The sequence below is a fragment of the Cyanobacteria bacterium FACHB-DQ100 genome (assembly GCA_014695195.1).
In the GTDB taxonomy this organism is placed as follows: Bacteria; Cyanobacteriota; Cyanobacteriia; order Leptolyngbyales; family Leptolyngbyaceae; genus Leptolyngbya.
Genome location: JACJNW010000015.1, coordinates 20,073 through 42,480, shown reverse-complemented (window position 1 = coordinate 42,480; position 22,408 = coordinate 20,073). Strand labels below are relative to the sequence as shown.

Genomic DNA, 22,408 nt, shown 5'->3' with positions numbered 1-22,408 from the left:
TTACAGTTTGCAGCAATTTGAGAGAGCCGCATGAAAACCCCTGTTGCCTTGATCATTTTTAAGCGCCCGGATACTACGAAACGAGTCTTTGAAGCAATTCGACAAGCTAAGCCAGAACAATTGCTAGTCATTGCGGATGGTGCTCGCGTCGATCGACCCGGCGAAGCTGAAAAGTGTGCTGCGGCTCGTGCCGTGATTGATTCGATCGACTGGAAATGCGAACTTTTGACGAATTACTCCGACCTCAATTTAGGCTGTAAACATCGGGTTGCTAGTGGACTCGATTGGGTTTTTGAAACGGTTGAAGAAGCAATTATCCTAGAAGATGATTGTTTACCGCATCCGACGTTCTTTCGGTTTTGTGAAGAATTGCTCGATCGATATCGCGATGATCAGCGCATTATGTCGGTTTGTGGAGACAATGCGCGGTTAGCGACCCGCAGAACAGAGTATAGCTATTACTTTGCGCGATCGACCCCCATTTGGGGCTGGGCAACTTGGCGACGAGCTTGGCAGTATTACGATGTGAATATGGCGCTTTGGCCCACGATCAAAGCTGGAAACTGGTGCAAAGATATCTTGATTGATCCAAAAATTGCTAAAGCTTGGGAACACACATTTCAGTCTGTGTATGACAACTTAGTCGATACTTGGGACTATCAATGGACTTTTGCTTGCTGGGTGCAAAACGGAGTTAGCGCGATCGCAAGTACCAACCTGATTTCTAACTGTGGTTTTGATGCGGACGCAACTCATACGAAGGAATTTAATCCACGTCTAGCAAATCGACCAATTGAAGCAATGGAGTTTCCTCTGAAGCATCCACCTTTTGTCATTCGCGATACACAAGCTGAACATTCGCACTTTACGCAAGAGGCACCGAGTTTAGCTTTTCGTGCCAGCAGAAAAGCTCAGAGAATTCTCAAACAGTTAATCCATCACTAGAAGGTAATCTCAATTTTCTACATCCGCCACCCGTGGGAAATTTAGAGGGCAAGAAGCTGTCCTACCGAAACGAAAATCTCATTGAACGAACACTAGCCTAGTTATCTCCTTCAATCAAGATATGGAAGTTCTTCATTTAAGTTCCTCAGACCTTACAGGAGGGGCGGCTCGTGCTACTTATCGATTGCATCGCGGGTTGCGACAAGCTGGATACCGATCGCAGATGTTAGTGCAAGCGAAAAGCTCTCATGATCCCTCTGTTCTTGTTGAAAAGAAGTTCTTGAGGAAATTCAACGAGAAACTTTTAATCAGTGAAAGACTGGATGACCTACCCGCACGATCGCGCAGTCATTCACGATTTTCGCCGCAGTGGGTTCCAAATCGGGTCGTCTCTCAAGTCGCTCAACTTAAACCGAGTGTGATTCATCTGCACTGGATTTTTAAGGGATTTCTGAACATTGAGAACTTAGCGCAATTCCGCCAGCCTTTAGTCTGGACGCTGCATGATATGGCTGGATTTACAGGGGGATGTCACTATGCGGAACAGTGCGATCGCTACACAAAATCTTGTGGGGCTTGTCCACAGTTGCAAAGTTCACAGGAGCAAGACTTGTCTCGCTGGGTTTGGAATCGCAAGGCAAAAGCTTGGCGCGACCTTGATCTTGTGGTCGTGACTCCGAGCCGTTGGTTAGCCGACTGCGCTAGCCAGAGTTCTGTATTTCGTCACACTCCAGTTAGGGTAATTCCGAACGGACTGGATCTGCAAATTTACAAACCGTTTGATCGACCAGCCGCTCGCGATCGACTCAATCTTCCTCAAGACAAATTATTGGTGTTATTCGGAGCGCTCGATCCAACGAGCGATACTCGGAAAGGTTGGCATCTACTTCAGTCTGCTCTGCAAAAACTGAGGACAACCGAATGGAAAGATAGAATCGAGCTAGTGATTTTTGGAGCTTCACAGCCAGAAAAGACAGTTGACGTGGGCTTTAAGGTGCATTACTTGGGACATCTCAACGATGATGTCTCACTTGCGATCGCCTATGCTGCGGCAGAGGTGATGGTTGTCCCCTCCGTACAAGAGGCGTTTGGGCAAACTGCATCCGAATCTCTAGCCTGTGGAACACCTGTTGTTGCTTTCGATGCAACTGGCTTGAAAGACATTGTTGATCACCAAGTTAATGGCTTTCTTGCAGCAGCTTACCAACCGGAGAGCTTAGTTCAGGGAATCATCTGGGTTTTAGAGGATTTAGAGCGCCATCAATTTCTGAGCGAAAATGCACGAAAAAAGGCGGAAACATCCTTTTGCTTAACCCTGCAAGCTCAGCAGCATATTGCACTTTACTCAGAGCTAGTCGAGAAAACTGTGAGTTAAGAGATTTATAAGTTCAGGGGGCTGAGGAACTACATTGAGTGAGAAGCAAAATGACGATCGAGAAAAAACTTCTACTAGTGACATTTCCCGTGGATCTGGGAAATCGAACCAATGAGAAGCGGCTGATTTCAATCTTTGAGAACTATTTAGATCTGAGGGTGCATCAGTTCATTCCAAATCAGGCCCAAAGAGGAGTGCCAACAACTAAGTTCGCTTATGCTTCTGTTATTGCAAGACGGTTCTTAGGGTCTTACAACCTCTGTCGAGAAGTGCTAAGAGCTTATCAAGAAGGCAGAAAAGTTTTATTTCATGGGATTAGCCCTGCGCTTTTCGCCTATCCGGTCACACGCAAGCAGAGTAGCTATATCGTCACGGATTGGACTAAGAAACTATACGAACCTTTCTTAAACGCATCGTTGTCTCCAAGTTGGTTGACTGCCACCCATCGGGAAGTGATGAGTGCTCAACGCTATGTGTTTGGACTGACTGATGCAGTGATCGAAGGAATTCATCAAGATTACCAGATTCCCAAAAGTAAGCTCAGGAAAGCAAGGTTGCCATTCTGTCCTGATCTTGATTTGTTCATCCCATCGCCTGAACGCTACGATCGGGAAATTCGTCTCTTGTTTGTAGGGGGCGACTTTCAGCGTAAGGGTGGAGATGTTTTGCTGCGTTGGTTTAAGCAGCTTGACAATCCGAATGTGAAACTGACGATCGTGACAAAACAAGCTGTAGAATCTCACCCCAATCTTACAGTCAAAACCTCTGTGGATTATGGGCAGACTGAGCATATTAACTTATTCGGAAGTCACGATATTTTCGTTCTGCCAACAACGCTTGAAGGTTATCCATCGGTGATCGGTGAGGCGGGGTGTGCTGGACTTGCAATCCTAACGACAAAAAATGCTCTGGGTGCGCCTGAGATTATTGTCAATGGAGAGAATGGCTACATCTGTAGCTCTCAGGAAGACCTAATTCAGCAGTTAGAAGCGCTGATTCAAAACAAACCCATGATCGAATCGATGAAGCGCAAAAGCCGCCTGATGATGGAAGAGAAGTTTGCGGAGGATTTGGTGCTAGGGGATTTTATCAATTGCATGTTTGGGAATCAAGCTTAAGGCAAAGCATTTGGGTATTAATAGTTGAAACGATGGGATGATTGCGGCAGGTTGAACTATGGCTGCTCAGAAACTGAGAATATTGCTCTCTGCATTTGTCTGCCACCCGGACAAGGGATCAGAAGAAGGCGTGGGTTGGAACTGGCTAAAGGAGTTAGCAAAAGAGCATGAAGTTTATGCGCTCATCTCTGATTTTTTAGGACAAGAAGAACCTGTAAGAGCAGCAGTCGATCGATTGCCTTACCGCGATAACATTCACCTCATTTTTATTCCAATGCCACAAGGGTCTAAGCTCATGATGGCTCTTTTTCCACGGTTTGAATTTTACAATCTATGCGTTGAATGGCAAAAACAAGCTTTCATCGAAGCACAAGAGCTGCTGGAAACCGTGACGATCGACCTTGTTCATCATGTTACTTATGGTTCGTGGACAATTCCGAGTTATTTATCGCGGCTTCCTAAACCTTTCATCTTAGGCCCGGTCACTGGGAGCCAAAGTGTTCCTCTCGTTGGCTATTCGTTCTTGCCAGCTAAGGGAATCGTCCAAGAAATGATCAGAATGGCTTACTTTATCTGGACAAGATTAACATCCGTTGCAGCCAGAGAGACAGTCAGGAAAGCTGAGCTTGTTCTATGTGGCAACTTGGAAACACTGAATGAAATTCGCAGGATGCGAGATTCTGAGACAACTTTCTTAATGTCAGATTCAGGCATTCCTAAGCTGCCTGAGGGTTTGTCCAAAACTGAAAAACCTGAGTCTGCTGAAATCTGCTTACTTTGGGCGGGTTTGATTGAGCCGCGCAAGAATTTTGGACTTCTTTTACAGGCATTACAACGCCTACCAAGCAATATTTCTTGGAGATTGCTGGTTGTAGGTAGCGGAGTGCTTCTGCCTTATTGGAAAAAGAAGGTTATTCAGGCGGGATTACAGTCGAAAATTGAGTTTTTAGGACAAGTTCCTTATCGGGAAATGAGCGGCTATTACCAGCGAGCAGATATCTTTGTGTTTCCAAGCTTGCGTGAGGGTTCACCCAATGTGATTCTCGAAGCAATGGCTTATAAGTTACCTGTAATTGGTTTGAAACTGAATGGCACTGCAACCGTTTTATCTGAAGACTGCGGGATCTTAGTAAATGTAGGAAGTAAGAAGCAGATTGTGCATGATTTCGCCAGTGCAATCACCAGTCTTGCTGAAGCTCCAGAACTCCGACGCAAGATTGGCGAGAAGGGTTACGAACGGGTCAAGTCTTTCTACACCTGGGAGCAACGCGGAAAAAAAATGTCCTTCCTCTATCAATCCGTCCTGAACACGGCTTCCTAGTTAATTTGTTGCTTTGTTAGAAATTCAGCAATGAGACGCGCTATCTATGAAAATCTTAAACTTAACCACCGCAATTCCTAGCAGATACGGGACTGGGGCAGATATCGCATCTCAGCATTTTATCGATGCGATGAAAGCACTAGGTCATTCGGTTTCGATCGTTGGTTATCGTCGCTGGGGCGATCGTCATCCTTACGGCAAAGATACGATCGAAGTTGGTGAACGCCATATTGAAACGTCATCTGCCGGAATACATTCACTACTTTGGGCTGCGATCGCCCTGTTTCGACAGTTGCCCTATAGCTCAGCGAAATATTACTCAAATCGCTATGTGCAAACGGTACGATCGTTGTTATCTCAACAGCATTATGATGTGATTGTACTGGAGCATTCGTCTCAACTTTGCTGGTTAAAACCTGCCCTTGTCGAGCCTAGTAAGATTGCTGTTTTAGCCCACAATGTAGAACATGAAATCTATCAACAACGCCTCAAATCCAGTGTCGATCACCTGAAAAAACGGGTTTATCAGCGAGAAGCGCAGTTAGTCAAACAAATGGAAGCGAATCTTGCTGCGACCAGTGAAGCAATCTGGACGCTGAGTTCGCATGATGCAAGCTACTTTAGGCAGTTCGATAAAACGGATTCAGTGAAAGTATTTGAACTTCCCGTCAATGTTTCTCCAGTGAATCCGACTCATCGCAAAACTTACGACATTGGCATGATTGGGAGCTGGATCTGGAAACCTAATGCAGATGGATTGTGCTATTTCTTTGACCAAGTTTATCCGCATCTCCCGGCTCACTGTTCGATTCGGGTTGCGGGTCGAGGGGCAGAATGGATAAAGGACAAGTATCACAATGTTGAGTATCTAGGATTTGTAGAAGATGCTCAAGCATTTTTAGCAGAAGCAAGGGTGATCGCCATTCCTTCTATTTGTGGCGGCGGAGTGCAGCTTAAAACCTTAGAAGCGATCGGGCTCGCTCTACCCGTTGTGGCAACTCCGTTTGCCCTACGGGGATTAACAACTCTACCAACAACGGTCTACTCTGCCGAACAGCCAGGGCAATTTGCTCAAGCTATCCAAACTGCGATCGCTCGCTCGATCACGCCTGACGACCTCGAATCGGTCAAGACCTGGGTTGAAAATCGGTACAACCAATTTCTGCACAGTGTAGAGACTGCCTTGACTCTGCTCACCCATGAGGCTTAAACAACAATGAGACAAACAACGATCGCGATCCTCCTGACCTGCTACAATCGCCGTGAAAAAACGCTGCGGTGCTTGCAGGCTTTATCTGAACAAAACCTTCCGCCGGGGATCGAGTTAAAGCCTTATTTGATTGATGATGGCAGCACGGATGGCACAGCAGAGGCAGTGCGCCAAAACTATCCCAATGTTCGGGTGCGCCAAGGAACCGGAAGCCTGTTTTGGAATGGAGGAACGCGACTTGCCTTTGAAACGGCACAGGCAGAAGATCCGGATTACTATTGCTTGCTAAACGATGATACGATGCTCTATCCTTATGCTCTCAGAGCTTTGCTAGAGGTATCAGATAAGCTTGCAGCACAAGGAGAGCAGAAAGCGATCGTTGTTGCCTCTACCCTTGATCCTGATACCAATCAACCCAGCTATGGTGGAGTTGCTCAAACCTATTTTTGGCATCCCCTCAAGTTTCACCAAGTTAATCCTGATTTAAAGCAACCCCGGCGTTGTGACACCTTTCACGGCAATTGCGTTTTGATTCCGCGTACGGTGGCAGCCCTAGTCGGAAACTTCAACCCAGTCTACACGCATAATCTAGCAGATCATGATTATGGTCTAAGAGCGCGCCGTCAAGGTTGTTCGATTTGGATTGCACCCGGCTACTTGGGAACCTGTTCTGCAAATCCCCATCGAAGCCGAATGGTTAAGAGTGATTTAGCTGGGGTAAAGTTAGAGCAAGTGAACCGACCCAAGGGATTTGCGCTAGAAGATGTAACGCTGCATTCCTTTGAGGAGTGGAAAGCATTTTGTCGTGAAAATGGTGGAGTGTTCTGGTTATTCTACTGGCTGCTGCCTTACCGTAGATTGTTTTGGTTAATGTTGGTGCAACGAATGTCTTTTAGTGTTCGTTAGTTGATGCAAAATTCCAAGCTCTCTAGTAACTTCAATACGATCGTGAGAACCTTAATTACCAATATTCCTAAACTTCTGCCTAAGCTCAAAAGAAAGCTTTCTGAGTGGTCACTGGGTTGGTTCTTTTCGTTGTTGTATGCACCCAGTGAGGTTGCATCAATAGATCAGCTCGATCGAGTTGAGGTGAAGCATGTTCATTCAGAATTGATAGAGCAACCTTATGCAGTCTATACCATTACAAAAGGTAAGCTGTTTACCGATCGTCATGTATATATTGCAGTATCGTGCGATCGATTCCTAGTTCCCGGTGCATCCTGGCAATGGAAAGACGGCATCATCTTGCCGCCTGAGCAAAATCCTGTATTGAGCAAAGGAACACCGCGATCGATCAGTCGCTTTCGTAAAAGTGTACTCTCGCTGCTAACAGGTGGCTCTGGCAATTACAACTATTATCATTGGCTCTATGACGTTCTTCCGCGAATTAAGCTCTGTGAATCTGTGCTAGATATCGATGAGGTGGACTATCTTTTAGTTCCAGATCTTCGCTACCGTTTTCAAGCTGAAACGCTAAATTTGCTGAGTCTCAAAAACAACTTGATTTCTAGTGCTAAAGTTCAACATCTCTGTGCTGAGCAGCTTATTGTTACCGATCATCCCAATCCAAACTTCGCCAATCCGCCGTTGTGGATTATTAACTGGCTCAGAGAAACATTCTTACCAAAAGCAAACTTAGACCTGAAATTTAATCAGCGTGTTTACATTGAGCGCGGAGACTCTGTGAATGGACGACGTTTACTCAATGAAAATCAGGTGTTCGCATTTCTAGAGCAGCAAGGCTTTTCACGCTATCGTTTATCAGATTTGTCTGTCCTGGAACAAATTTGCTTATTTCATCAGGCTGAGATCATTGTTGGCGTACATGGTGCAGGCTTTACCAACCTCACTTTTTGTCGATCGAACACAAAAGTAATCGAGCTTTTTAGCCAAGAGTACACTCCAAAAGTGTACGAACAGATCGCAAAGCATAATCATCTCGTTTATACGTCATTAGTTACCGGCGATATAGAAGCAAGTGAATCTCCCCTTACGGCTAACTTCTCTATATCTTTGGCATCACTTCGGGAACACTTACAACGAGTGATGTGCGAGTCAAGGAGCTAAGCAACGATGCCTTATCAATTCTACGGGCTTCTGCATTTCGCAGAAAATGAGAACAGTGCAGTAAACTGTGCTGTGACTTCCTTTAATGAACAAATTCTGATTTATCTCAGAAATGCAATCAGTTTGTCTCGATCGCTTAGAAGTAGAGGCATCAGTTTTATTGTCCTGACGAACCAGAAGCAAGAGATTGAGCGGTTATTAGCGCAAATTGGACAGCCAGGAATTCTGGAAATTCAAGAGCTGTGCTTCAATATGCAGCTTCCACATGGTTTGAGTTTTTTCTCATCTCACTTCAAATTAGAGGTTTATCAATATCTCGCTTCCCTTGATCCACAGTCATATTCCTTGCTGATTGATTTAGATGTTCTTGCAGTCAATCCGCTGCCACGCTGCTTTGAGTACATCGTTGAACATCAAGTTCCGCTTTACTACGACATTTCGGATCAAATGATCCCCGCTTATAGTCACGATCGGCTCCTCACCGATATTCAAAAGCTCATGCCAAGCCCAAGCGAAGGCAGATGGTGTGGTGGTGAGTTCATCGCAGGAAACCCTGATTTCTTCAGCGCTTTATCTATTGAGGTTCAGAAAATTCTAGATACATACATCAGTCAGATCGATGTGCTTTATCATCAGGGCGATGAATTAGTGACTTCTGTTGCTTTAGAGAAGATGCGGCAGCAGGGTTATGTGATGGCAGATGCAGGAACGCTGGGCATTGTTTGGAGATACTGGAGTACGCCTCCACTTCATCCCCAGAGAAATCTTGACTACATGAAAAGCTGTTTTTTGCTTCATCTGCCCACAGATAAGAAGTTTCTAGCAGAGTTAGATGAAGAAGCAGCAAGCAATCAAGACGCTTTTCTCAAAACGTACACAACCTACCATTGGCAAAAACGGAAACGGCTGAGCAGGCAGAAAAAGCTGTCTGGAGTTAAGGGATTGGTCAAACAGTATTTGCAACCTTTAAGAAGCAAGTCAGCATCAATTTAAATCCGCCAGTCTGAGTTGTAACCTTCATCAAGCGATCGTGTGAGTCGCTTTGATGGTTTATGGCAGCGATCGGGCTTACTGTTCAATAGGCTCTTACTCCGTGCCTCTTATTGACAGCGAGGCGAAACTTGAGATGAAACTTATGTCTTTTACTCGGTTCTATCAATTCTGCTCTGTGGCAGGCTTGGTTCTACTTGCAGGCAACCTTGATGCAGGATTCGTCTACAGCGCCGAACCTTCTGTTGCGACTCCTTCCATTGCTGCTTTGATCGATGAATCCTACACCTTAGGAGCCGGGGACTTGGTACAACTTGATATCTTCGATGCTCCCGAATACAGCGGTCAAAACGCCCGTTATCAAGTTCTAATTGATGGGAGCCTCAATCTTCCCCTCGTTGGTAGCGTTCCCGTTAAAGGACTCACCCTGAATCAAGCAGGCAAACAAATTACTCAGAAATACTTGCGCTTCTTTCGTCGTCCCTTGACGACTGTTACTCTGGTTACCCCCCGCCCGCTTAGCATTACCCTCACCGGAGAAGTCAATCGCCCCGGTTCTTACCCAATTCCTCTTACGCCTGCGACTCCCACTGCTACGCTTTCTTTTCCGACTTTAACCAGTGCACTCAAACTCGCAGGCGGTATCACTCAGGCAGCCGATATCAAAAATATTCAAATCCAAAGGATCAGCGGCAACAATCGCCAAACTCTGACCGCGAACTTAGGAAAATTTTTGCAATTGGGCGATCGTACTCAGGACGTAACCCTCCGAGATGGAGATTCGATTGTGATCCCGACAGCCACCAAAATTGACTTAACCGAATCCGCCCAGCTTGCTAATTCAACCTTTGCAGCCGATCGCGAACCGATTACGATCGCAGTGGTTGGCGAAGTGTTTCGACCTGGCGCTTATGTCGTAGCTGGGAATATCCGCACGGGAGCCGCAGGAGTTCCCGGTGCGACGAATCAAGCGACGATCGAGCCATTTCCGACCGTGACTCGCGCCATTCAGAGTGCAGGCGGTATCAAACCCCAAGCGGACATCCGCCGCATCCAAATCCGCCGCTTAGCCCGTAACGGAACAGAGCAGACCTTTGAAATTAACTTGCTGAAGTTATTAAAAGAGGGAGATCTGCGCCAAGATGCCATTTTACAAACAGGAGACACGATCGCAATTCCAACTGCGACTCAACTCACTCCTGCTGAAGCGGCTGAGATTGCAAGTTCTAGCTTTTCACCGGATACGATTCGCGTCAATGTGGTGGGTGAAGTGAAACAGCCTGGAACCGTGCAAATTCCGCCCAACACTTCGCTGAATCAAGCATTGCTGGCGGCTGGTGGTTTTGATCAACGCCGCGCCAAAACAAGAGCGGTCGATCTGATTCGATTGAATCCCGACGGAACGATCTCACGTCGTGCGATCGCGATCGACTTGTCCCAGGGAATTAACGATCGCACCAATCCCGCGATGCAGAACAACGATATTATCGTCGTCGGTAGATCGGGGATGACCAGAATCGGAGATGGGATTAATTCAGTGTTAGCCCCAGTCGGCAATATTTTCTCAGTCTTCAACATTCTGAAGCTTTTTGGGCTGTGATTGAGGGGCGGATCTCGTCAACTATGTATGGGTAATGCAGTCAAAAACCGAGATGAATAAACCGCCAAATTCTCTTTCACCTTTGCCCGAAACGAATGGCAAATTCTCGCAACCCAGGATCGAGACTGCAACTGCTCATGAGGTCGAGCAGGAGAAATGGGACTTAGGCTGGCTGATTGGAGTTGTCCGCCGACGTGGGTTTTTGATGGCACAAGTAACTATAGGAACCACTGTGCTGGCTGGGGGAGCATTTCTATTAATGACTCGATCGGCTCCAGTTCAGTATGCAGGTAAGTTCCAACTCCTCGTTGAACCGATTACAGCAGAAGAGCAACTGGCACGCTCTTCCACTCGTGCTCAAGGGTCAGAAGTTACCGATGCTCAACGGATTAATATCGATCAATCTAGCTTAGATTACGAATCTCAAATTCGGATTCTGCAAGGCCCGAAACTACTAGAGCCTGTGATTGATCAGCTTCGCCAACGCTATCCCGATACTACTTACGACACCTTAATTCAGAAGCTAAAAATTGCTCGAATTATTACACTCACATCAGATAAACGTGAACAAGGAACTAAGTTAATTGAAGTTAGCTATCAAGATACTGATCCAGAGAAAATCGAATTTATTCTGAATCAACTTTCTCAGGTTTATCTAAAGTACAGTCTAAAAGAACGCCAATCCACCATTCGACGTGGGGTTCAATTCATTGATAGTCAGCTTCCACCCCTGCGGCAACGAGTAGAGACATTACAGCAGCAAATTCAAGCGCTTAGGCAACAGCACAGCATTGTTGATCCTGAGCAGCAGAGCCGATTACTGGCTGAAACTGAAGGCAAATTGCGACAAGTTGCGGCAGATAATCAAACTCAAATTGCGGAGGCAGAAGCGAAACGCAATACTCTACTGCGACAATTGCAGGCGGCGAGTCCTCAAACCGTCTTAGGCGAAACGCCCTACTATCAAACGCTGTTAACGCAGTATCAGCAAATTGAGGGGCAGATTGCGATCGAATCGGCTCGTCTCAAACCGGATAATCCCGCATTACAGGCACTACTTGAAAAGCGGCGCAATCTACAAGATCTACTAAATCAAGAAGCAATCCGGGTTGTTTCAAAGGCAGGGGATGCGGTGACGGTCGCAGAAGCGCGTCGTCAGGCGATCGATCAGGTGAAAGCTCAGGTCAATCGCGAAGTTCAACAGTTACCTGCGATCGCTCGTCAGTACAGTGATTTACAGCGCGAATTAGCTTTAGCAACAGATAGTTTGAATAAGTTTGCCACCCGACGGGAAGCTTTGCAGATTGATGCTGCCCAGCAAGAAGTTCCTTGGGAACTGACGATTCCGCCTCGCTTAGATCGAGATGGCTCAGGTAAACCGATGAGGACTAACAGCATTAATAAGGTGCGATTTCTCGCATTAATTGCGGTCTTGGGAGTGTTGCTCGGAATTGGAGCCGGGTTTCTGGTCGAAACCCTTCAGGATGTGCTGCATAGTCTGGATGAGGTGAAGCGTACTGCTCGATCGCCTGTGTTGGGGGTGATTCCGCATAACAATGCTCAGCCTCCAATCGTTTCTACTCCAATGATCGAAGCATTGCGATCGCTGTCGAAAAATCTCCGTCTCTTGAGCAAGAATCAAACCTCAATACGTTCTCTGATGATTACGTCTGCCGAGGTGGGAGAAGGCAAAACGACGATCGCGCTAAATTTGGCAATGACTACTGCTCGGATGAAACAACGAGTCTTGCTTGTGGATGCAAATTTGCGTCATCCTCAGGTTCATGAGCGCTTAGGATTGCCAAATCAGGTAGGACTGAGCGATCTGCTGCTCGGTGATCAGGAGCTTCAAACTGTTGTGCAATTTCTTCCTGGCTATGAAGACTTAACGATTCTGACGGCGGGACAAGCTTTCTTTGATCCAGTTGAAATGCTTACCACGAATCGCATTGAGCCTTTGTTCCAAAAATTTCAGATGATGTTTGATTTGATTATTGTGGATGCGCCGCCTTTACTAGGCTTAGCAGATAGTGGGTTGATTGCGGCTCAATGCGATAGTTTAGCGCTGGTGATTCGGTTAGGAAGAACGAATCGATCGTCGATCGCTGCCGCTTTAGAAGAACTGAAGTTTGTGTCAACGCGGGTACTTGGAGTGATTGTGAATGATGCACCACAAGCGTCATCCTTGCCTTTTCGCGATTCCAGGCTTGTGCATAAGCCTTCATAGGTCAAATTCATTCTTCGCGCGGCGATCGCTGCTGCCCTGCACAAACACCATCTTCGCGGTTTTCACTCACAGTTCTCACTCGCACTGTTCTCGCTTCAAACAGCAACACTTGTGTTCAGAAGCGAAACATTCCTACTTTAAGCAAGACTGCTCCCACTTCAAACAGCAACATTCGTGTTCAGAAGCGAAACATTCCTGTTCAGAAGCGAAACATTCCTACTTTGAGCAAGACTGTTCCCACTTCAAACAGCAACATTCCTGTTTTTAGCTCAATTTGTCCCAGTTGACGCACCAATCTTGCTGCTCAAAACCTCAAACGGCTCTAATCCTCAAACACAGGCGACCAGAGTTCCGAGATTTGCACCTCCCAACCGGGTAACAGATCCGGAACCGTCAACACATCCCCATCTTTTAGCGTCACAGGTTCAATGTTTGATCGACGCACTTCCACCCATCTCTGCTTTGGGTGAATCAAGATGCCCACTCGCGTCCCCTGTTCAAGAAACTGATCAATCTTGGCGCGTAATTTCTTCACGCTATCACTTGGAGACTTTACTTCGACCATTAAATCCGGTGCAAGTTCCGCAAAAGTTTCAGGACTTTGGCGCAATCGCTCTGCTTGTACAAACGAGACATCCGGAGCGCGTGTATCTGAATTTGGTAAAACAAATCCTGCCCCTGCTCCAGTTACTCGTCCTAGCTTCCGAGGTTTTACCCAATTGCGTAACTGTGCATTGAATTCTGATGCCACTTCATCAGACTCGTAACCGGATGGACTCATTAGAATAATTTCTCCGTTGATTAGTTCAATTCGGTAGTCTCGCTCACCCTGAGCAAGTTGGGCTTGTACGATTTCTAAGTCTTTCGCTGTAAGAGACATAACAACCTCCTGAGAACTCACCTTCTATTTTCGCCTGCGATCGAATCCCTTCTCAATGCCAGTATCATAGGCAAATCGTTTTACGATCGTGCCTCTCATGACCTCGATTCGTTTGCCCCGCTTTCTCAATGCCACAGAACGCCCCTCGCTCTCGCGTCAAATGATGCGAATCGGCGCGGCGATCGTGCTCATCTTTGTCGCTATTGCCTTGTTTGCCCCAATTCTGCAAGCGATCGGGCTTATCCAAAGTCCGACTGAATTTCTCGATAATCCCCCTCATGCTGCACCCAACGCTCGGCATTGGTTTGGCACATCAAGCTTGGGATACGATGTTTTTTCGCGGACGCTGTTTGGCACACAAGCAGCCATTCAAGTGGTCATTCTCGCAACGGCATTGAGTTTAATCGTGGGTGTGCCGTTGGGAATGGTGAGCGGCTATCGGGGCGGAAAGCTCGATCGTGCGCTACTTTTTTTGATGGATACGATCTACACGCTGCCGGGGTTACTGCTCTCGGTCACACTGGCATTTGTGGTCGGGCGGGGGATATTAAATGCTGCGATCGCGCTAAGTATCGCTTATGTTCCACAGTATTATCGCGTCGTTCGCAATCAGACCGTGAGTGTGAAGACAGAGCTATTTATCGAAGCGGCTCAAGCGATGGGGGCTTCAACCTGGCGAGTGTTAAAAAAATATCTGTTCGCCAATGTCATTCAAAGCGTTCCAGTTCTGTTTACACTGAATGCCGCAGATGCAATCCTAACGCTGGGGGGTTTAGGCTTTTTGGGATTGGGTCTGCCCGATGAAGTGCCAGAATGGGGGCATGATCTTAGAGAAGCACTCGATGCCCTCTCAACTGGGGGAATTTGGTGGACAGCCTTATTTCCGGGATTGGCGATGACTCTACTGGTGGTAGGACTATCGCTGTTTGGAGAAGGACTGAATGAGTATGTCGATCGTAAAACTCGCTAAATCTCCCCTGATTTGCCAGACTTCACCCGGATTCAATTACACTATCGAGAAAAATACTCTAGCTTGCCTAAAAAACTCGATCGTTTATATCCCGTAAAACAGAAATTTTTTTGTCAATAATAGAGGCTGATGTAAACAATTCTTCAGACTTTTCTTCAGACTTTATTCCACCGCATCCCGATTACTGATGACCCCGACGACCTCGAACCCCGACTTCCGCTACCCACAGAAAACCCTCGATCGAGCCACCCGCGCTGTTCGATGCGCTCCGTTTCGGCTCAAGTTCTATGCAACGATGCTAACTCACAGCGTTTCACTCGGTGCGGTTGCTGGCACTCCTGGCATTCGGAATCAGCACAGTAAACGAATGCTCTCAGAGCTTGCCGCAGACGGGGAACTCCTCTGGCTCATCCAAGTCGGCATTTTACGACGCGAAGTAGACGGACAGGGACTCACCGACAGTTTTCGCCTGACTCCGCTGGGTCGGCAACTGGTGCAGCAATGGCAATCCGTCGGGGGGTTTGGTAAAGCTAGCTTGGGCGATCGCATTCTGAATGTGATGCACCGCTGGTTCCGGCTTCCGTTTTAGACCGACTTATTCCGCTTACCGATCGGAGGTGAATTAATGAAAGCAGTCATGGTTGTAGGCACGACCTCGCACGCCGGAAAATCGATGGTCGCAACTGCGCTTTGTCGAATTCTGGCGCGAAAAGGGTTTCGGGTGTCGCCGTTTAAGGGACAAAATATGGCGCTAAACGCCTACGTCACTGCGAACGGAGGCGAAATTGGATATGCTCAGGCAGTGCAAGCTTGGGCGGCGGGAGTGCAGCCTTGGGTGGAGATGAATCCGATTCTGCTGAAGCCTCAAGGGGATATGACTTCTCAAGTGATCATCAAAGGACGCGTTGCAGGGCGAACCAGTGCGGTTGAGTATTATCAAAATTTCTTTGATATCGGCTGGAGCGCGATCGAAGACTCACTCCGACGCATCAGCGAAGAATTCGATCTCGTAGTCTGTGAAGGAGCAGGCAGTCCCGCCGAGATTAACCTTAAGCATCGCGACTTAACGAATATGCGGGTGGCGAAGTATCTGAACGCGCCGACGATTTTGGTGGTGGATATCGATCGCGGTGGCGCGTTTGCTCACGTCGTTGGGACGCTAGAACTGCTTGATCCTGATGAACGAGCGCTGATTAAAGGGGTCGTGATTAACAAATTCCGGGGACAGCGATCGCTGCTCGATTCAGGAATTGAATGGCTGGAGCAGAAGACCGGAATTCCGGTGATCGGGGTGATTCCCTGGCTCGATCAGGTGTTTCCGGCAGAAGATTCGCTTTCCCTGTTCGATCGTAGTTCTACAAAAGAGAGGGGCGATCTGACGATTGGGGTAATTCGCTTACCTCGCATCGCCAACTTCACCGACTTCGATCCGCTTGAAGCAGAACCTTCGGTGAATGTGAAATATGTCCATCCGAAGCAATCGCTGGGGCATCCCGATGCGGTGATCATTCCCGGATCGAAAACGACGATCGCGGACTTGATCGCGCTGCACAAAAGCGGTATGGCCGAAGAAATTCAGAACTACATTGCAGCCGGAGGAACGGTACTCGGCATTTGCGGCGGATTTCAGATGCTGGGTAAAATTCTTGCCGATCCCGAAGGCATCGAAGGACAAGAAGGGCGCTATCGGGGTTTAGGGCTGCTGCCGCTCAAAACAGTGATCGCAGGTCAAAAAATCGCCCGCCAGCGCAATGTGACTTCTAACTATCCGCAAGAAGGTCTACCCGTTTCAGGCTATGAAATTCACCAGGGCAGAACCCGCTTGCTCGAAGAAGCAGAAGGCACACAGGCACTCTTTGACGATGCGAATCTCGGTATTGTGGATGAGAGCCAATCGGTGTGGGGAACTTATCTGCACGGCATTTTTGATAACGGGCCTTGGCGACGTGCCTGGTTGAATCGATTGCGGCAGCAGCGCGGATTGCGATCGCTGCCCACCGGAGTTGCCAACTACCGCGAACAACGGGAGCAAATGCTCGATCAGCTTGCCGACTCGATCGAACCGCATTTAGACCTCAAGCCAATTCTGCCCTAAAAAACAAGCGCACCAGATAGCCTGAATGCGCTTTTATCCCTAACCCTTTCGGTGCAACGTACCCGTTTGTCCTTGATTTATACAGTAGAGGCAAAAACCTCGAAAGCCATTGGCGTTTAGACATTCTTTAGAATTTTGTTATGAGTGTTTGCATTCGTTTTTTGCCGGATGATGTGACGGTGGATGCTGAAGTGGGCGAACCCCTGTTGCAAGTTGCCGATCGTGCGGGAGTGTCCATTCCCACAGGCTGTCTGATGGGATCGTGTCATGCCTGCGAAGTGGAACTCGATGACGGGGAAACGGTGCGAAGCTGTCTCGCTTCGGTTCCCCCCGGACGCGAGACGCTGACCATCAATCTCTTCTTTGATCCAACCTGGTGAGATTGCCGATGCTCGATGGTGGGGGATTGGGGATACTATGATTCAGCTTTCTCAATCTTCAAATTCATGCAGTACCCCTTAGAACTGACCTTCAAATTTTGGTCACTCACGCCGCAAATGACGATCGCCGATGCTGGAGGCAATCCGGTTTTCTACGTGCGGCAAAAGCTGTTCAGGCTTAAAGAAGTGATCAATGTGTTTGCGGATGTCCATCGATCGCAAGAGCTGTTTACGATCAAAGCCGATCGCATCATCGATTTTTCCGCTCGCTACAATTTCTCAGACCCAAGCGGAAAGATCGTTGGAGCGCTCAAGCGGCGCGGATTGAAATCTCTCTGGAAAGCTCACTTTGATATTTTTGATGGCGAGACGGTCGCGTTTACGATTCAGGAAGAGAATCCCTGGGTGAAAGTGATGGATTCGCTGTTAGGCGATTTGCCCTTTGGTAGCTTCTTCACCGGATATCTGTTTAATCCGACTTATTTAGTGAGCCGCCCTGATGGAACTGTGGTGATCAAGCTATCCAAGCTCCCCACGTTTTGGTCGCGCAAATTCACGATTCAGCAAGTCGATCGCACGAACGATCGCGAACAGGCTCAAATCTTGCTCAGCTTAATGATGATGATTTTGTTAGAGCGCGATCGCGGTTAACTTCGCGCATAATCGCGGAATCGATCCAGGTCTGCTTGAATGTTGGACTGCACAAAGCGATCGACCATTGCGTTGTTCATGATCTGAGCCAAAAGATCGGGCACAGCATAAGAGAGCGTCATTCTAACAATGCTGCCCTCGGCTCCGCGATCGTAAAACCGGATTGCTCCGCGATTCGACAAGCCACTGACTGATTCCCACTGAATAATTTGGTTGGGGATTTGCTTGGTGACGCGAGATTGCCAACTAAACTGAAGTCCGCCTGTACTCAGCGTCCAGCGCGAGAGATCGGGCTGATCTTCGGAAATTTTCACCGAGGTAATCCAGTTCATCCAGTTGGGCATCTGTTCGAGATCTGACCAAAGGCTCCACACTTTGTCGATCGATGCCTCGACTTCAACTTGGGCGGAGTGTTCTAACCATTGAGACATTTAAACAATTCCAGCATCTTCGCGTACTTAAGACAAAATAATAAAGCCGAATTTGCATGGAAGTAAGGATATGGCTCAAAGTTTACTCGCGATCGCAACATTTGTGGCACTGATTGGGGGAGTTATTTTCGGGGTGTCCCGCTATGAAAAATCCACCACAAGACGCGAGGACTCAAGCGGACAGGTAATTCAGTCTATTCCAGAACTGAAGATTGACCCTGAACCGATTCCCGTCGTCCCAGTTGCCGAAGAAATCTCGACTCCGGCTGAAGTATCAGCACCGATCGCAGAAACAATTGACGAGGCTCCAGAACCCACCGAAGAAGCACCGATCGCAGAATTGAGTCTAGAAGCAGAAAGCACCGAAACGCTAAAAGTAGAGGAAAGGGTGGCGGAAGCGCCGATCGACGATGCCCCGGAACCCAGAGGTGAAGTCGTTGAAGTCGTTCTCCCACCAACCATTCAAGATTCAAAACGTCCAGAAGATGAAGTCGAACCGAGAGAGCAAGTCGTTTCCGTGCTTGTCCCACCGACGATCCATGATCCAAAGCGTCCGAATGATGGCAAGCTTGAAGACTTGACTCAGGATCTGCTTGCTTGGGGACAGTCTAAGGATCTCAAGCACATCTCGAAATTAGTTCAGTACACAACTTATGCAGAACCGCTTGTGCGGGGAACGGCTGTAGTTGCGCTCGGTCAAATTGTCCGTCATCATGCGGTTCGAGGTGAGGTAGAGCAAGCGATTCCCGTTCTTGGCAAACTGACGCTGGATTCTGATCTGAAGGTTCGGCTGTATGCAGTGCAGGCGCTAGGACGCATTCGATCGGAGAAGGTTTTACCGTATTTAGAAAAAGCGTTGCAGAGTCCATCGGGGAGCGTGGTAAAAGCGGCGAATGGTGCGATTCAGAATCTGAAGTTGCAATACGGGAAAACGCCAGCGATGCAGGTTGCTCAAAAGATGCTGGAAAGAACGAAAAAGACATCGGTTTAATTGGGGGGGGCGATCGATAATCCCGATCAACAATCAACCCGGTAGAGACGCGATTAATCACGTCTCTACCGGGTTTGCAATTCGCGTTTCTACCGATTTTGCGATCGACGCATCACGCGCTAATCGTGGCGGTGTCTTGCTTGTACATCAATTCCCGCACCTTCACCATACCCGCGACCAGGCAATCCATCTCCTCGCGAGTATGCAGCGCGTTCACCGTAATCCGAATCCTCGGTTTCGCAATAAACCAGATCGGCGATACCCAAATCCCCAACTCCAGCAATTCTCGCGCAAACAGCTTCGGATTCATCTCCGGCGGCAGCAGCACCGGAACAACGTTCGTTTCCCCGATCGCTTCAAATCCCTGAGCCGCTAAACGCGATCGCAAATATCGCGTACTATCTTGCAGGCGCGACACCAATTCTGGCTGCTCCTGCACCGTGCGGAAACTCTGCAATGCTGCTGCGGTCAAAGGCGGTGCCAGCGAACAAGTCCCGATCGAGGTCGGCGAACAATTCAGCAACGGCTTTAGCTCTGCAACATGAGTGCTAATCGCTGCGCCAACCGATGCCCCAAACTTCGCAAACGTCGAAAGAATCAGCGGATTAACGCCGCGATCGATCGCATCTTGCGGCTTCAGTCCGAAATGCTCGTAAATCCCGCGCCCCGTCGCACCAATCGCGCCCGTCGCATGAGCTTCATCCATCAGCAGCGTACTATCGGGATAATTCGCCAAAATTTCGATCATCTCTGGCAAGGGTGCAATGTCACCATCCATCGAGAACACCGCGTCCGACACGACCATAATGCGATCGTCGGGACGAGCATGGCGCTTCAGCTTCCGCGCTAGATCTTCCATATTGCAATGGCGGTATGCCTTGACGCGGACTCTGGGACTATAGCCGAAAAGTTTTCCCGATCGCGTTCCGGCGTGAGCCAAAGCAGACACAATACAACCGTGATTCAACACATCAGTCATCACCAACGTTTCGCGGGTATGCTGAAACCCAGAAACGGGGATCGCCAAATGACAAAAGGCATCCATCAACGCCTGCATCGCCATCCACGCATTCAGAAATAGCTGGGTATGGGGTAAATGCTTAAAGCTAGCAATCTCGTCTTCAAGCTGACGATGCAAGTCAATCCGACCACTGAGCACCGAGGTTGAGCTATTCGAGGTGCCGTATTGGAAAATTGCATCGATCGCGGCTTGTTTCACCGATTCGTTTTGGGTCAGTCCCAGAACATCGTTTGTGCAAAAAGTCAGAACGGTGCGCCGCTCTCCGGTTTCAGCCTCCTCAATCTCCACCATATTCCCCTGGCGTTGATGACAGAGATACTCATCCGGGTCGAGTTCACTCTCATACCAACGCCGCACGTATTCCTTAACAACTTGCACAGTTTACTCCTCTCACCTGCATGACGTTCGCGATTTGCTTCTGACTCAACAGTATATTTGCAGACGAGAAATTTCGCCCACAAACGCATCGTGTTCGATCGACGGTCTCAAACATGAGGCGTGATATCAGCTTATCAGGGACTCTTAGCAAACGAAATAAACAGCGATCGTTCCAGGGGTAAGATCGCTGTTTATCGTCAGATTGCTGTCCCTAGATTTCTGCGACTGCTCGCTCTATCAGACGACGCGCTAAAGTTTGCGTTCCCGTGTGGGTGTAGTATTTGACGGACACATCGAGAAATGCGCCGACGTAATCGAGCTTGTCAGCGGTGATATCGATCGCGCCGCGAACGTGATCGAGCAAAGTTTGCTGAGTCAGATTGCGCGAGGAGACAAAATCGCCCATCCAACCTTTGACCGAATCAAAACTCTGTCCGATAAAGTTTAACTGTCCGGCAGAATCACCGCCAGGGATCAAGGGCTTGACGCTCTTGAAGGATTGGTTCTTTTCGAGTTCGTCTGGGGTAGTTTGGCTAATCGTAGACAAGCCTTTCTGGATAAAATCGCCGCCGAGCGGGATTAAACCGTCAAAGCTCACCAAGGCTGCCATCCGCATCAGGGATTCGCCGCTGTAGTCACCGAGTGCCGCCAGGAAGTCACCGATACTATCGCCAGGGATGCCGTTGATTTGGCAGAAAGCGACAAGTTCGACGACGAGCTTGACGCAGAGATCGAGGCTCTGTAGTTTTTCGGGCTTGGGAGTGAGATTTTTGAGAAATCCCAGGAACGAGATGTCTTGTCCGACTTTGTTTGCGAGTGCAGCGGCTCCGAGTGCGCCTGCGGCGTTATCCACGGTCTGATACAGCCACAGGGCGCGTTGATAGCCTTGAGACTCGTCGTTGTAGAGATAAACGGCGCGTTCTCCGATCGCTTGAATCAAGCTCTCGTCGGTTTCACCTGTAACCGTGCGAATCGTGTTGGTGAATCCGGTGAGATTTTGCCACTGTCCGGGCACGACAAAATCAAGGGTTTGAAGCGCCTTGACGGTTGTGCCGCGGGTGGGAAGTTCATCCACCAGTTCAAAAATGGGTTTACTCATGAAAATTCCTATGATTCGTAGTTCAGTATTCGCTGAATGCCCTAGCCCTTAAGTTGCGACAAGCCTCTGAGGTCAAATTTTGAAATCCACTTTTCGCGCTCTGCCTGGGTAAACGAGGGATCACGCGATAAGACTTTGACTTGATACTTACCCACTAAGACTCCGGTTTGGGTATTGCCCATCGTCATTGCAGGGAAGCCGTTAATTTTCTCGGTAGTGTTTTGATACTTCGCAGCCGCAGCAGGCAGGCTAGAGGTATCGGAAATGGACAGCATGGCTAAGTCTTTGCCGTCTTTTTTCAATTTGGCTTCTGCGAAGCCTTTTTTCTCCTGGGTGTAAACGCGCTCATACCCTGCACCGGGCTTGGGGAAGTATTTGTTAAATTGGCTACCTTGAGTTGCCTCTTTGGAAACAGCCGTCACCTTCGGTTTAGTGCTTTCTTTTTGCGCTTCGGCAAATCGGGAGGGTTCTTGAGTTTGGCAGCCTGTGACGAACAGGGCGATCGCAAGCATTACCGCCACAACGCTGCGCCGCCAGTTTGATAAATTCAATCGATGTCTCATAGGTTTGCTGAATAGTAGTCTTCTCGATCGATGTACGACGACCCTTGAATTGCTGCAACCCACTTAGGGATGAGTTTGTGTCACAGCACGGTTTAG

General features: G+C 48.3%; 20 protein-coding genes and 1 pseudogene. 16 read left to right on the top strand and 5 right to left on the bottom strand.

Translation table 11 applies throughout. The features are described 5' to 3' along the window. Positions 1 to 15 precede the first annotated feature (15 nt). From H6F51_03965 to H6F51_03920, 10 genes and pseudogenes are all read left to right on the top strand, one after another. Positions 16 to 945 (top strand): annotated as a pseudogene (locus H6F51_03965) (glycosyltransferase family 2 protein). Between the two features lie 121 nt (positions 946 to 1,066). Further along, the gene (locus tag H6F51_03960; protein ID MBD1821654.1) at positions 1,067 to 2,320 is read left to right on the top strand and encodes a glycosyltransferase family 4 protein; all 1,254 of its coding nucleotides are present in this window, start codon (positions 1,067 to 1,069) and stop codon (positions 2,318 to 2,320) included. Positions 2,321 to 2,370: 50 nt separating this feature from the next. After that, complete coding sequence (locus tag H6F51_03955) at positions 2,371 to 3,438, top strand: glycosyltransferase family 4 protein (GenBank protein ID MBD1821653.1); 1,068 nt, start codon at positions 2,371 to 2,373, stop codon at positions 3,436 to 3,438. Between the two features lie 58 nt (positions 3,439 to 3,496). Next, positions 3,497 to 4,759 (top strand): glycosyltransferase family 4 protein, encoded by a 1,263-nt coding sequence (locus H6F51_03950; protein MBD1821652.1) that lies wholly within the window; start codon positions 3,497 to 3,499, stop codon positions 4,757 to 4,759. A gap of 46 nt (positions 4,760 to 4,805) precedes the next feature. Then, the gene (locus tag H6F51_03945; protein ID MBD1821651.1) at positions 4,806 to 5,969 is read left to right on the top strand and encodes a glycosyltransferase; all 1,164 of its coding nucleotides are present in this window, start codon (positions 4,806 to 4,808) and stop codon (positions 5,967 to 5,969) included. Positions 5,970 to 5,975: 6 nt separating this feature from the next. Beyond that, the gene (locus tag H6F51_03940; protein MBD1821650.1) at positions 5,976 to 6,875 is read left to right on the top strand and encodes a glycosyltransferase family 2 protein; all 900 of its coding nucleotides are present in this window, start codon (positions 5,976 to 5,978) and stop codon (positions 6,873 to 6,875) included. A 3-nt stretch (positions 6,876 to 6,878) separates the two neighbouring features. After that, positions 6,879 to 8,036: a glycosyltransferase family 61 protein gene (locus H6F51_03935; protein ID MBD1821649.1), complete on the top strand. Its 1,158-nt coding sequence runs from the start codon at positions 6,879 to 6,881 to the stop codon at positions 8,034 to 8,036. A 6-nt stretch (positions 8,037 to 8,042) separates the two neighbouring features. Beyond that, positions 8,043 to 9,029 (top strand): hypothetical protein, encoded by a 987-nt coding sequence (locus H6F51_03930; protein ID MBD1821648.1) that lies wholly within the window; start codon positions 8,043 to 8,045, stop codon positions 9,027 to 9,029. A 142-nt stretch (positions 9,030 to 9,171) separates the two neighbouring features. Then, entirely contained in the window at positions 9,172 to 10,626 is a 1,455-nt protein-coding gene (locus H6F51_03925) for an SLBB domain-containing protein (GenBank protein MBD1821647.1), read from the top strand. A gap of 34 nt (positions 10,627 to 10,660) precedes the next feature. Then, positions 10,661 to 12,853 carry a polysaccharide biosynthesis tyrosine autokinase gene (locus H6F51_03920; GenBank protein ID MBD1821646.1) on the top strand — a complete coding sequence of 731 codons (2,193 nt, stop codon included), beginning with the start codon at positions 10,661 to 10,663 and terminating at the stop codon, positions 12,851 to 12,853. 322 nt (positions 12,854 to 13,175) lie between these two features. On the opposite strand, the gene H6F51_03915 is transcribed toward H6F51_03920, so the two are convergent. Beyond that, a complete protein-coding gene (locus tag H6F51_03915) occupies positions 13,176 to 13,733 on the bottom strand; it encodes a Uma2 family endonuclease (GenBank protein MBD1821645.1) in 558 nt (185 codons plus the stop codon). A 97-nt stretch (positions 13,734 to 13,830) separates the two neighbouring features. Here H6F51_03915 and H6F51_03910 point away from each other — a divergent pair, with 97 nt between their 5' ends. The 5 genes from H6F51_03910 (at position 13,831) to H6F51_03890 (ending at position 17,829) form a co-directional block, all read left to right on the top strand. After that, the gene (locus tag H6F51_03910) at positions 13,831 to 14,703 is read left to right on the top strand and encodes an ABC transporter permease (GenBank protein MBD1821644.1); all 873 of its coding nucleotides are present in this window, start codon (positions 13,831 to 13,833) and stop codon (positions 14,701 to 14,703) included. A gap of 187 nt (positions 14,704 to 14,890) precedes the next feature. Continuing rightward, entirely contained in the window at positions 14,891 to 15,292 is a 402-nt protein-coding gene (locus H6F51_03905) for a hypothetical protein (protein ID MBD1821643.1), read from the top strand. Positions 15,293 to 15,328: 36 nt separating this feature from the next. After that, the gene (cobQ, locus tag H6F51_03900; GenBank protein MBD1821642.1) at positions 15,329 to 16,798 is read left to right on the top strand and encodes a cobyric acid synthase CobQ; all 1,470 of its coding nucleotides are present in this window, start codon (positions 15,329 to 15,331) and stop codon (positions 16,796 to 16,798) included. A gap of 140 nt (positions 16,799 to 16,938) precedes the next feature. After that, a complete protein-coding gene (locus H6F51_03895) occupies positions 16,939 to 17,178 on the top strand; it encodes a (2Fe-2S)-binding protein (GenBank protein ID MBD1821641.1) in 240 nt (79 codons plus the stop codon). Between the two features lie 66 nt (positions 17,179 to 17,244). Next, on the top strand, positions 17,245 to 17,829 hold the full coding sequence (locus tag H6F51_03890) for a hypothetical protein (GenBank protein MBD1821640.1): 585 nt from the start codon (positions 17,245 to 17,247) through the stop codon (positions 17,827 to 17,829). On the opposite strand, the gene H6F51_03885 is transcribed toward H6F51_03890, so the two are convergent. Further along, a complete protein-coding gene (locus H6F51_03885) occupies positions 17,826 to 18,260 on the bottom strand; it encodes an SRPBCC family protein (protein ID MBD1821639.1) in 435 nt (144 codons plus the stop codon). The genes H6F51_03890 and H6F51_03885 overlap by 4 nt on opposite strands. A gap of 70 nt (positions 18,261 to 18,330) precedes the next feature. On the opposite strand from H6F51_03885, the gene H6F51_03880 reads away from it, so the two are divergent. Beyond that, positions 18,331 to 19,251 (top strand): HEAT repeat domain-containing protein, encoded by a 921-nt coding sequence (locus H6F51_03880; protein ID MBD1821638.1) that lies wholly within the window; start codon positions 18,331 to 18,333, stop codon positions 19,249 to 19,251. Between the two features lie 112 nt (positions 19,252 to 19,363). Here the strand turns inward: H6F51_03880 and H6F51_03875 are convergent, their stop codons facing one another. From H6F51_03875 to H6F51_03865, 3 genes are all read right to left on the bottom strand, one after another. After that, positions 19,364 to 20,650 (bottom strand): pyridoxal phosphate-dependent aminotransferase family protein, encoded by a 1,287-nt coding sequence (locus H6F51_03875; GenBank protein ID MBD1821637.1) that lies wholly within the window; start codon positions 20,648 to 20,650, stop codon positions 19,364 to 19,366. 211 nt (positions 20,651 to 20,861) lie between these two features. Further along, positions 20,862 to 21,749, bottom strand: coding sequence for a hypothetical protein (locus H6F51_03870; protein MBD1821636.1), 888 nt, complete (start codon positions 21,747 to 21,749; stop codon positions 20,862 to 20,864). Positions 21,750 to 21,790: 41 nt separating this feature from the next. Beyond that, a complete protein-coding gene (locus H6F51_03865; protein MBD1821635.1) occupies positions 21,791 to 22,312 on the bottom strand; it encodes a hypothetical protein in 522 nt (173 codons plus the stop codon). Positions 22,313 to 22,408: the final 96 nt, after the last annotated feature.

Coding starts and splice junctions, on each gene's coding strand:
- H6F51_03960 (MBD1821654.1), top strand. CDS start 1,067: ATGGAAGTTCTTCATTTAAGTTCCTCAGACCTTACAGGAGGGGCGGCT.
- H6F51_03955 (MBD1821653.1), top strand. CDS start 2,371: ATGACGATCGAGAAAAAACTTCTACTAGTGACATTTCCCGTGGATCTG.
- H6F51_03950 (MBD1821652.1), top strand. CDS start 3,497: ATGGCTGCTCAGAAACTGAGAATATTGCTCTCTGCATTTGTCTGCCAC.
- H6F51_03945 (MBD1821651.1), top strand. CDS start 4,806: ATGAAAATCTTAAACTTAACCACCGCAATTCCTAGCAGATACGGGACT.
- H6F51_03940 (MBD1821650.1), top strand. CDS start 5,976: ATGAGACAAACAACGATCGCGATCCTCCTGACCTGCTACAATCGCCGT.
- H6F51_03935 (MBD1821649.1), top strand. CDS start 6,879: ATGCAAAATTCCAAGCTCTCTAGTAACTTCAATACGATCGTGAGAACC.
- H6F51_03930 (MBD1821648.1), top strand. CDS start 8,043: ATGCCTTATCAATTCTACGGGCTTCTGCATTTCGCAGAAAATGAGAAC.
- H6F51_03925 (MBD1821647.1), top strand. CDS start 9,172: ATGTCTTTTACTCGGTTCTATCAATTCTGCTCTGTGGCAGGCTTGGTT.
- H6F51_03920 (MBD1821646.1), top strand. CDS start 10,661: ATGCAGTCAAAAACCGAGATGAATAAACCGCCAAATTCTCTTTCACCT.
- H6F51_03915 (MBD1821645.1), bottom strand. CDS start 13,733: ATGTCTCTTACAGCGAAAGACTTAGAAATCGTACAAGCCCAACTTGCT.
- H6F51_03910 (MBD1821644.1), top strand. CDS start 13,831: ATGACCTCGATTCGTTTGCCCCGCTTTCTCAATGCCACAGAACGCCCC.
- H6F51_03905 (MBD1821643.1), top strand. CDS start 14,891: ATGACCCCGACGACCTCGAACCCCGACTTCCGCTACCCACAGAAAACC.
- cobQ (MBD1821642.1), top strand. CDS start 15,329: ATGAAAGCAGTCATGGTTGTAGGCACGACCTCGCACGCCGGAAAATCG.
- H6F51_03895 (MBD1821641.1), top strand. CDS start 16,939: ATGAGTGTTTGCATTCGTTTTTTGCCGGATGATGTGACGGTGGATGCT.
- H6F51_03890 (MBD1821640.1), top strand. CDS start 17,245: ATGCAGTACCCCTTAGAACTGACCTTCAAATTTTGGTCACTCACGCCG.
- H6F51_03885 (MBD1821639.1), bottom strand. CDS start 18,260: ATGTCTCAATGGTTAGAACACTCCGCCCAAGTTGAAGTCGAGGCATCG.
- H6F51_03880 (MBD1821638.1), top strand. CDS start 18,331: ATGGCTCAAAGTTTACTCGCGATCGCAACATTTGTGGCACTGATTGGG.
- H6F51_03870 (MBD1821636.1), bottom strand. CDS start 21,749: ATGAGTAAACCCATTTTTGAACTGGTGGATGAACTTCCCACCCGCGGC.
- H6F51_03865 (MBD1821635.1), bottom strand. CDS start 22,312: ATGAGACATCGATTGAATTTATCAAACTGGCGGCGCAGCGTTGTGGCG.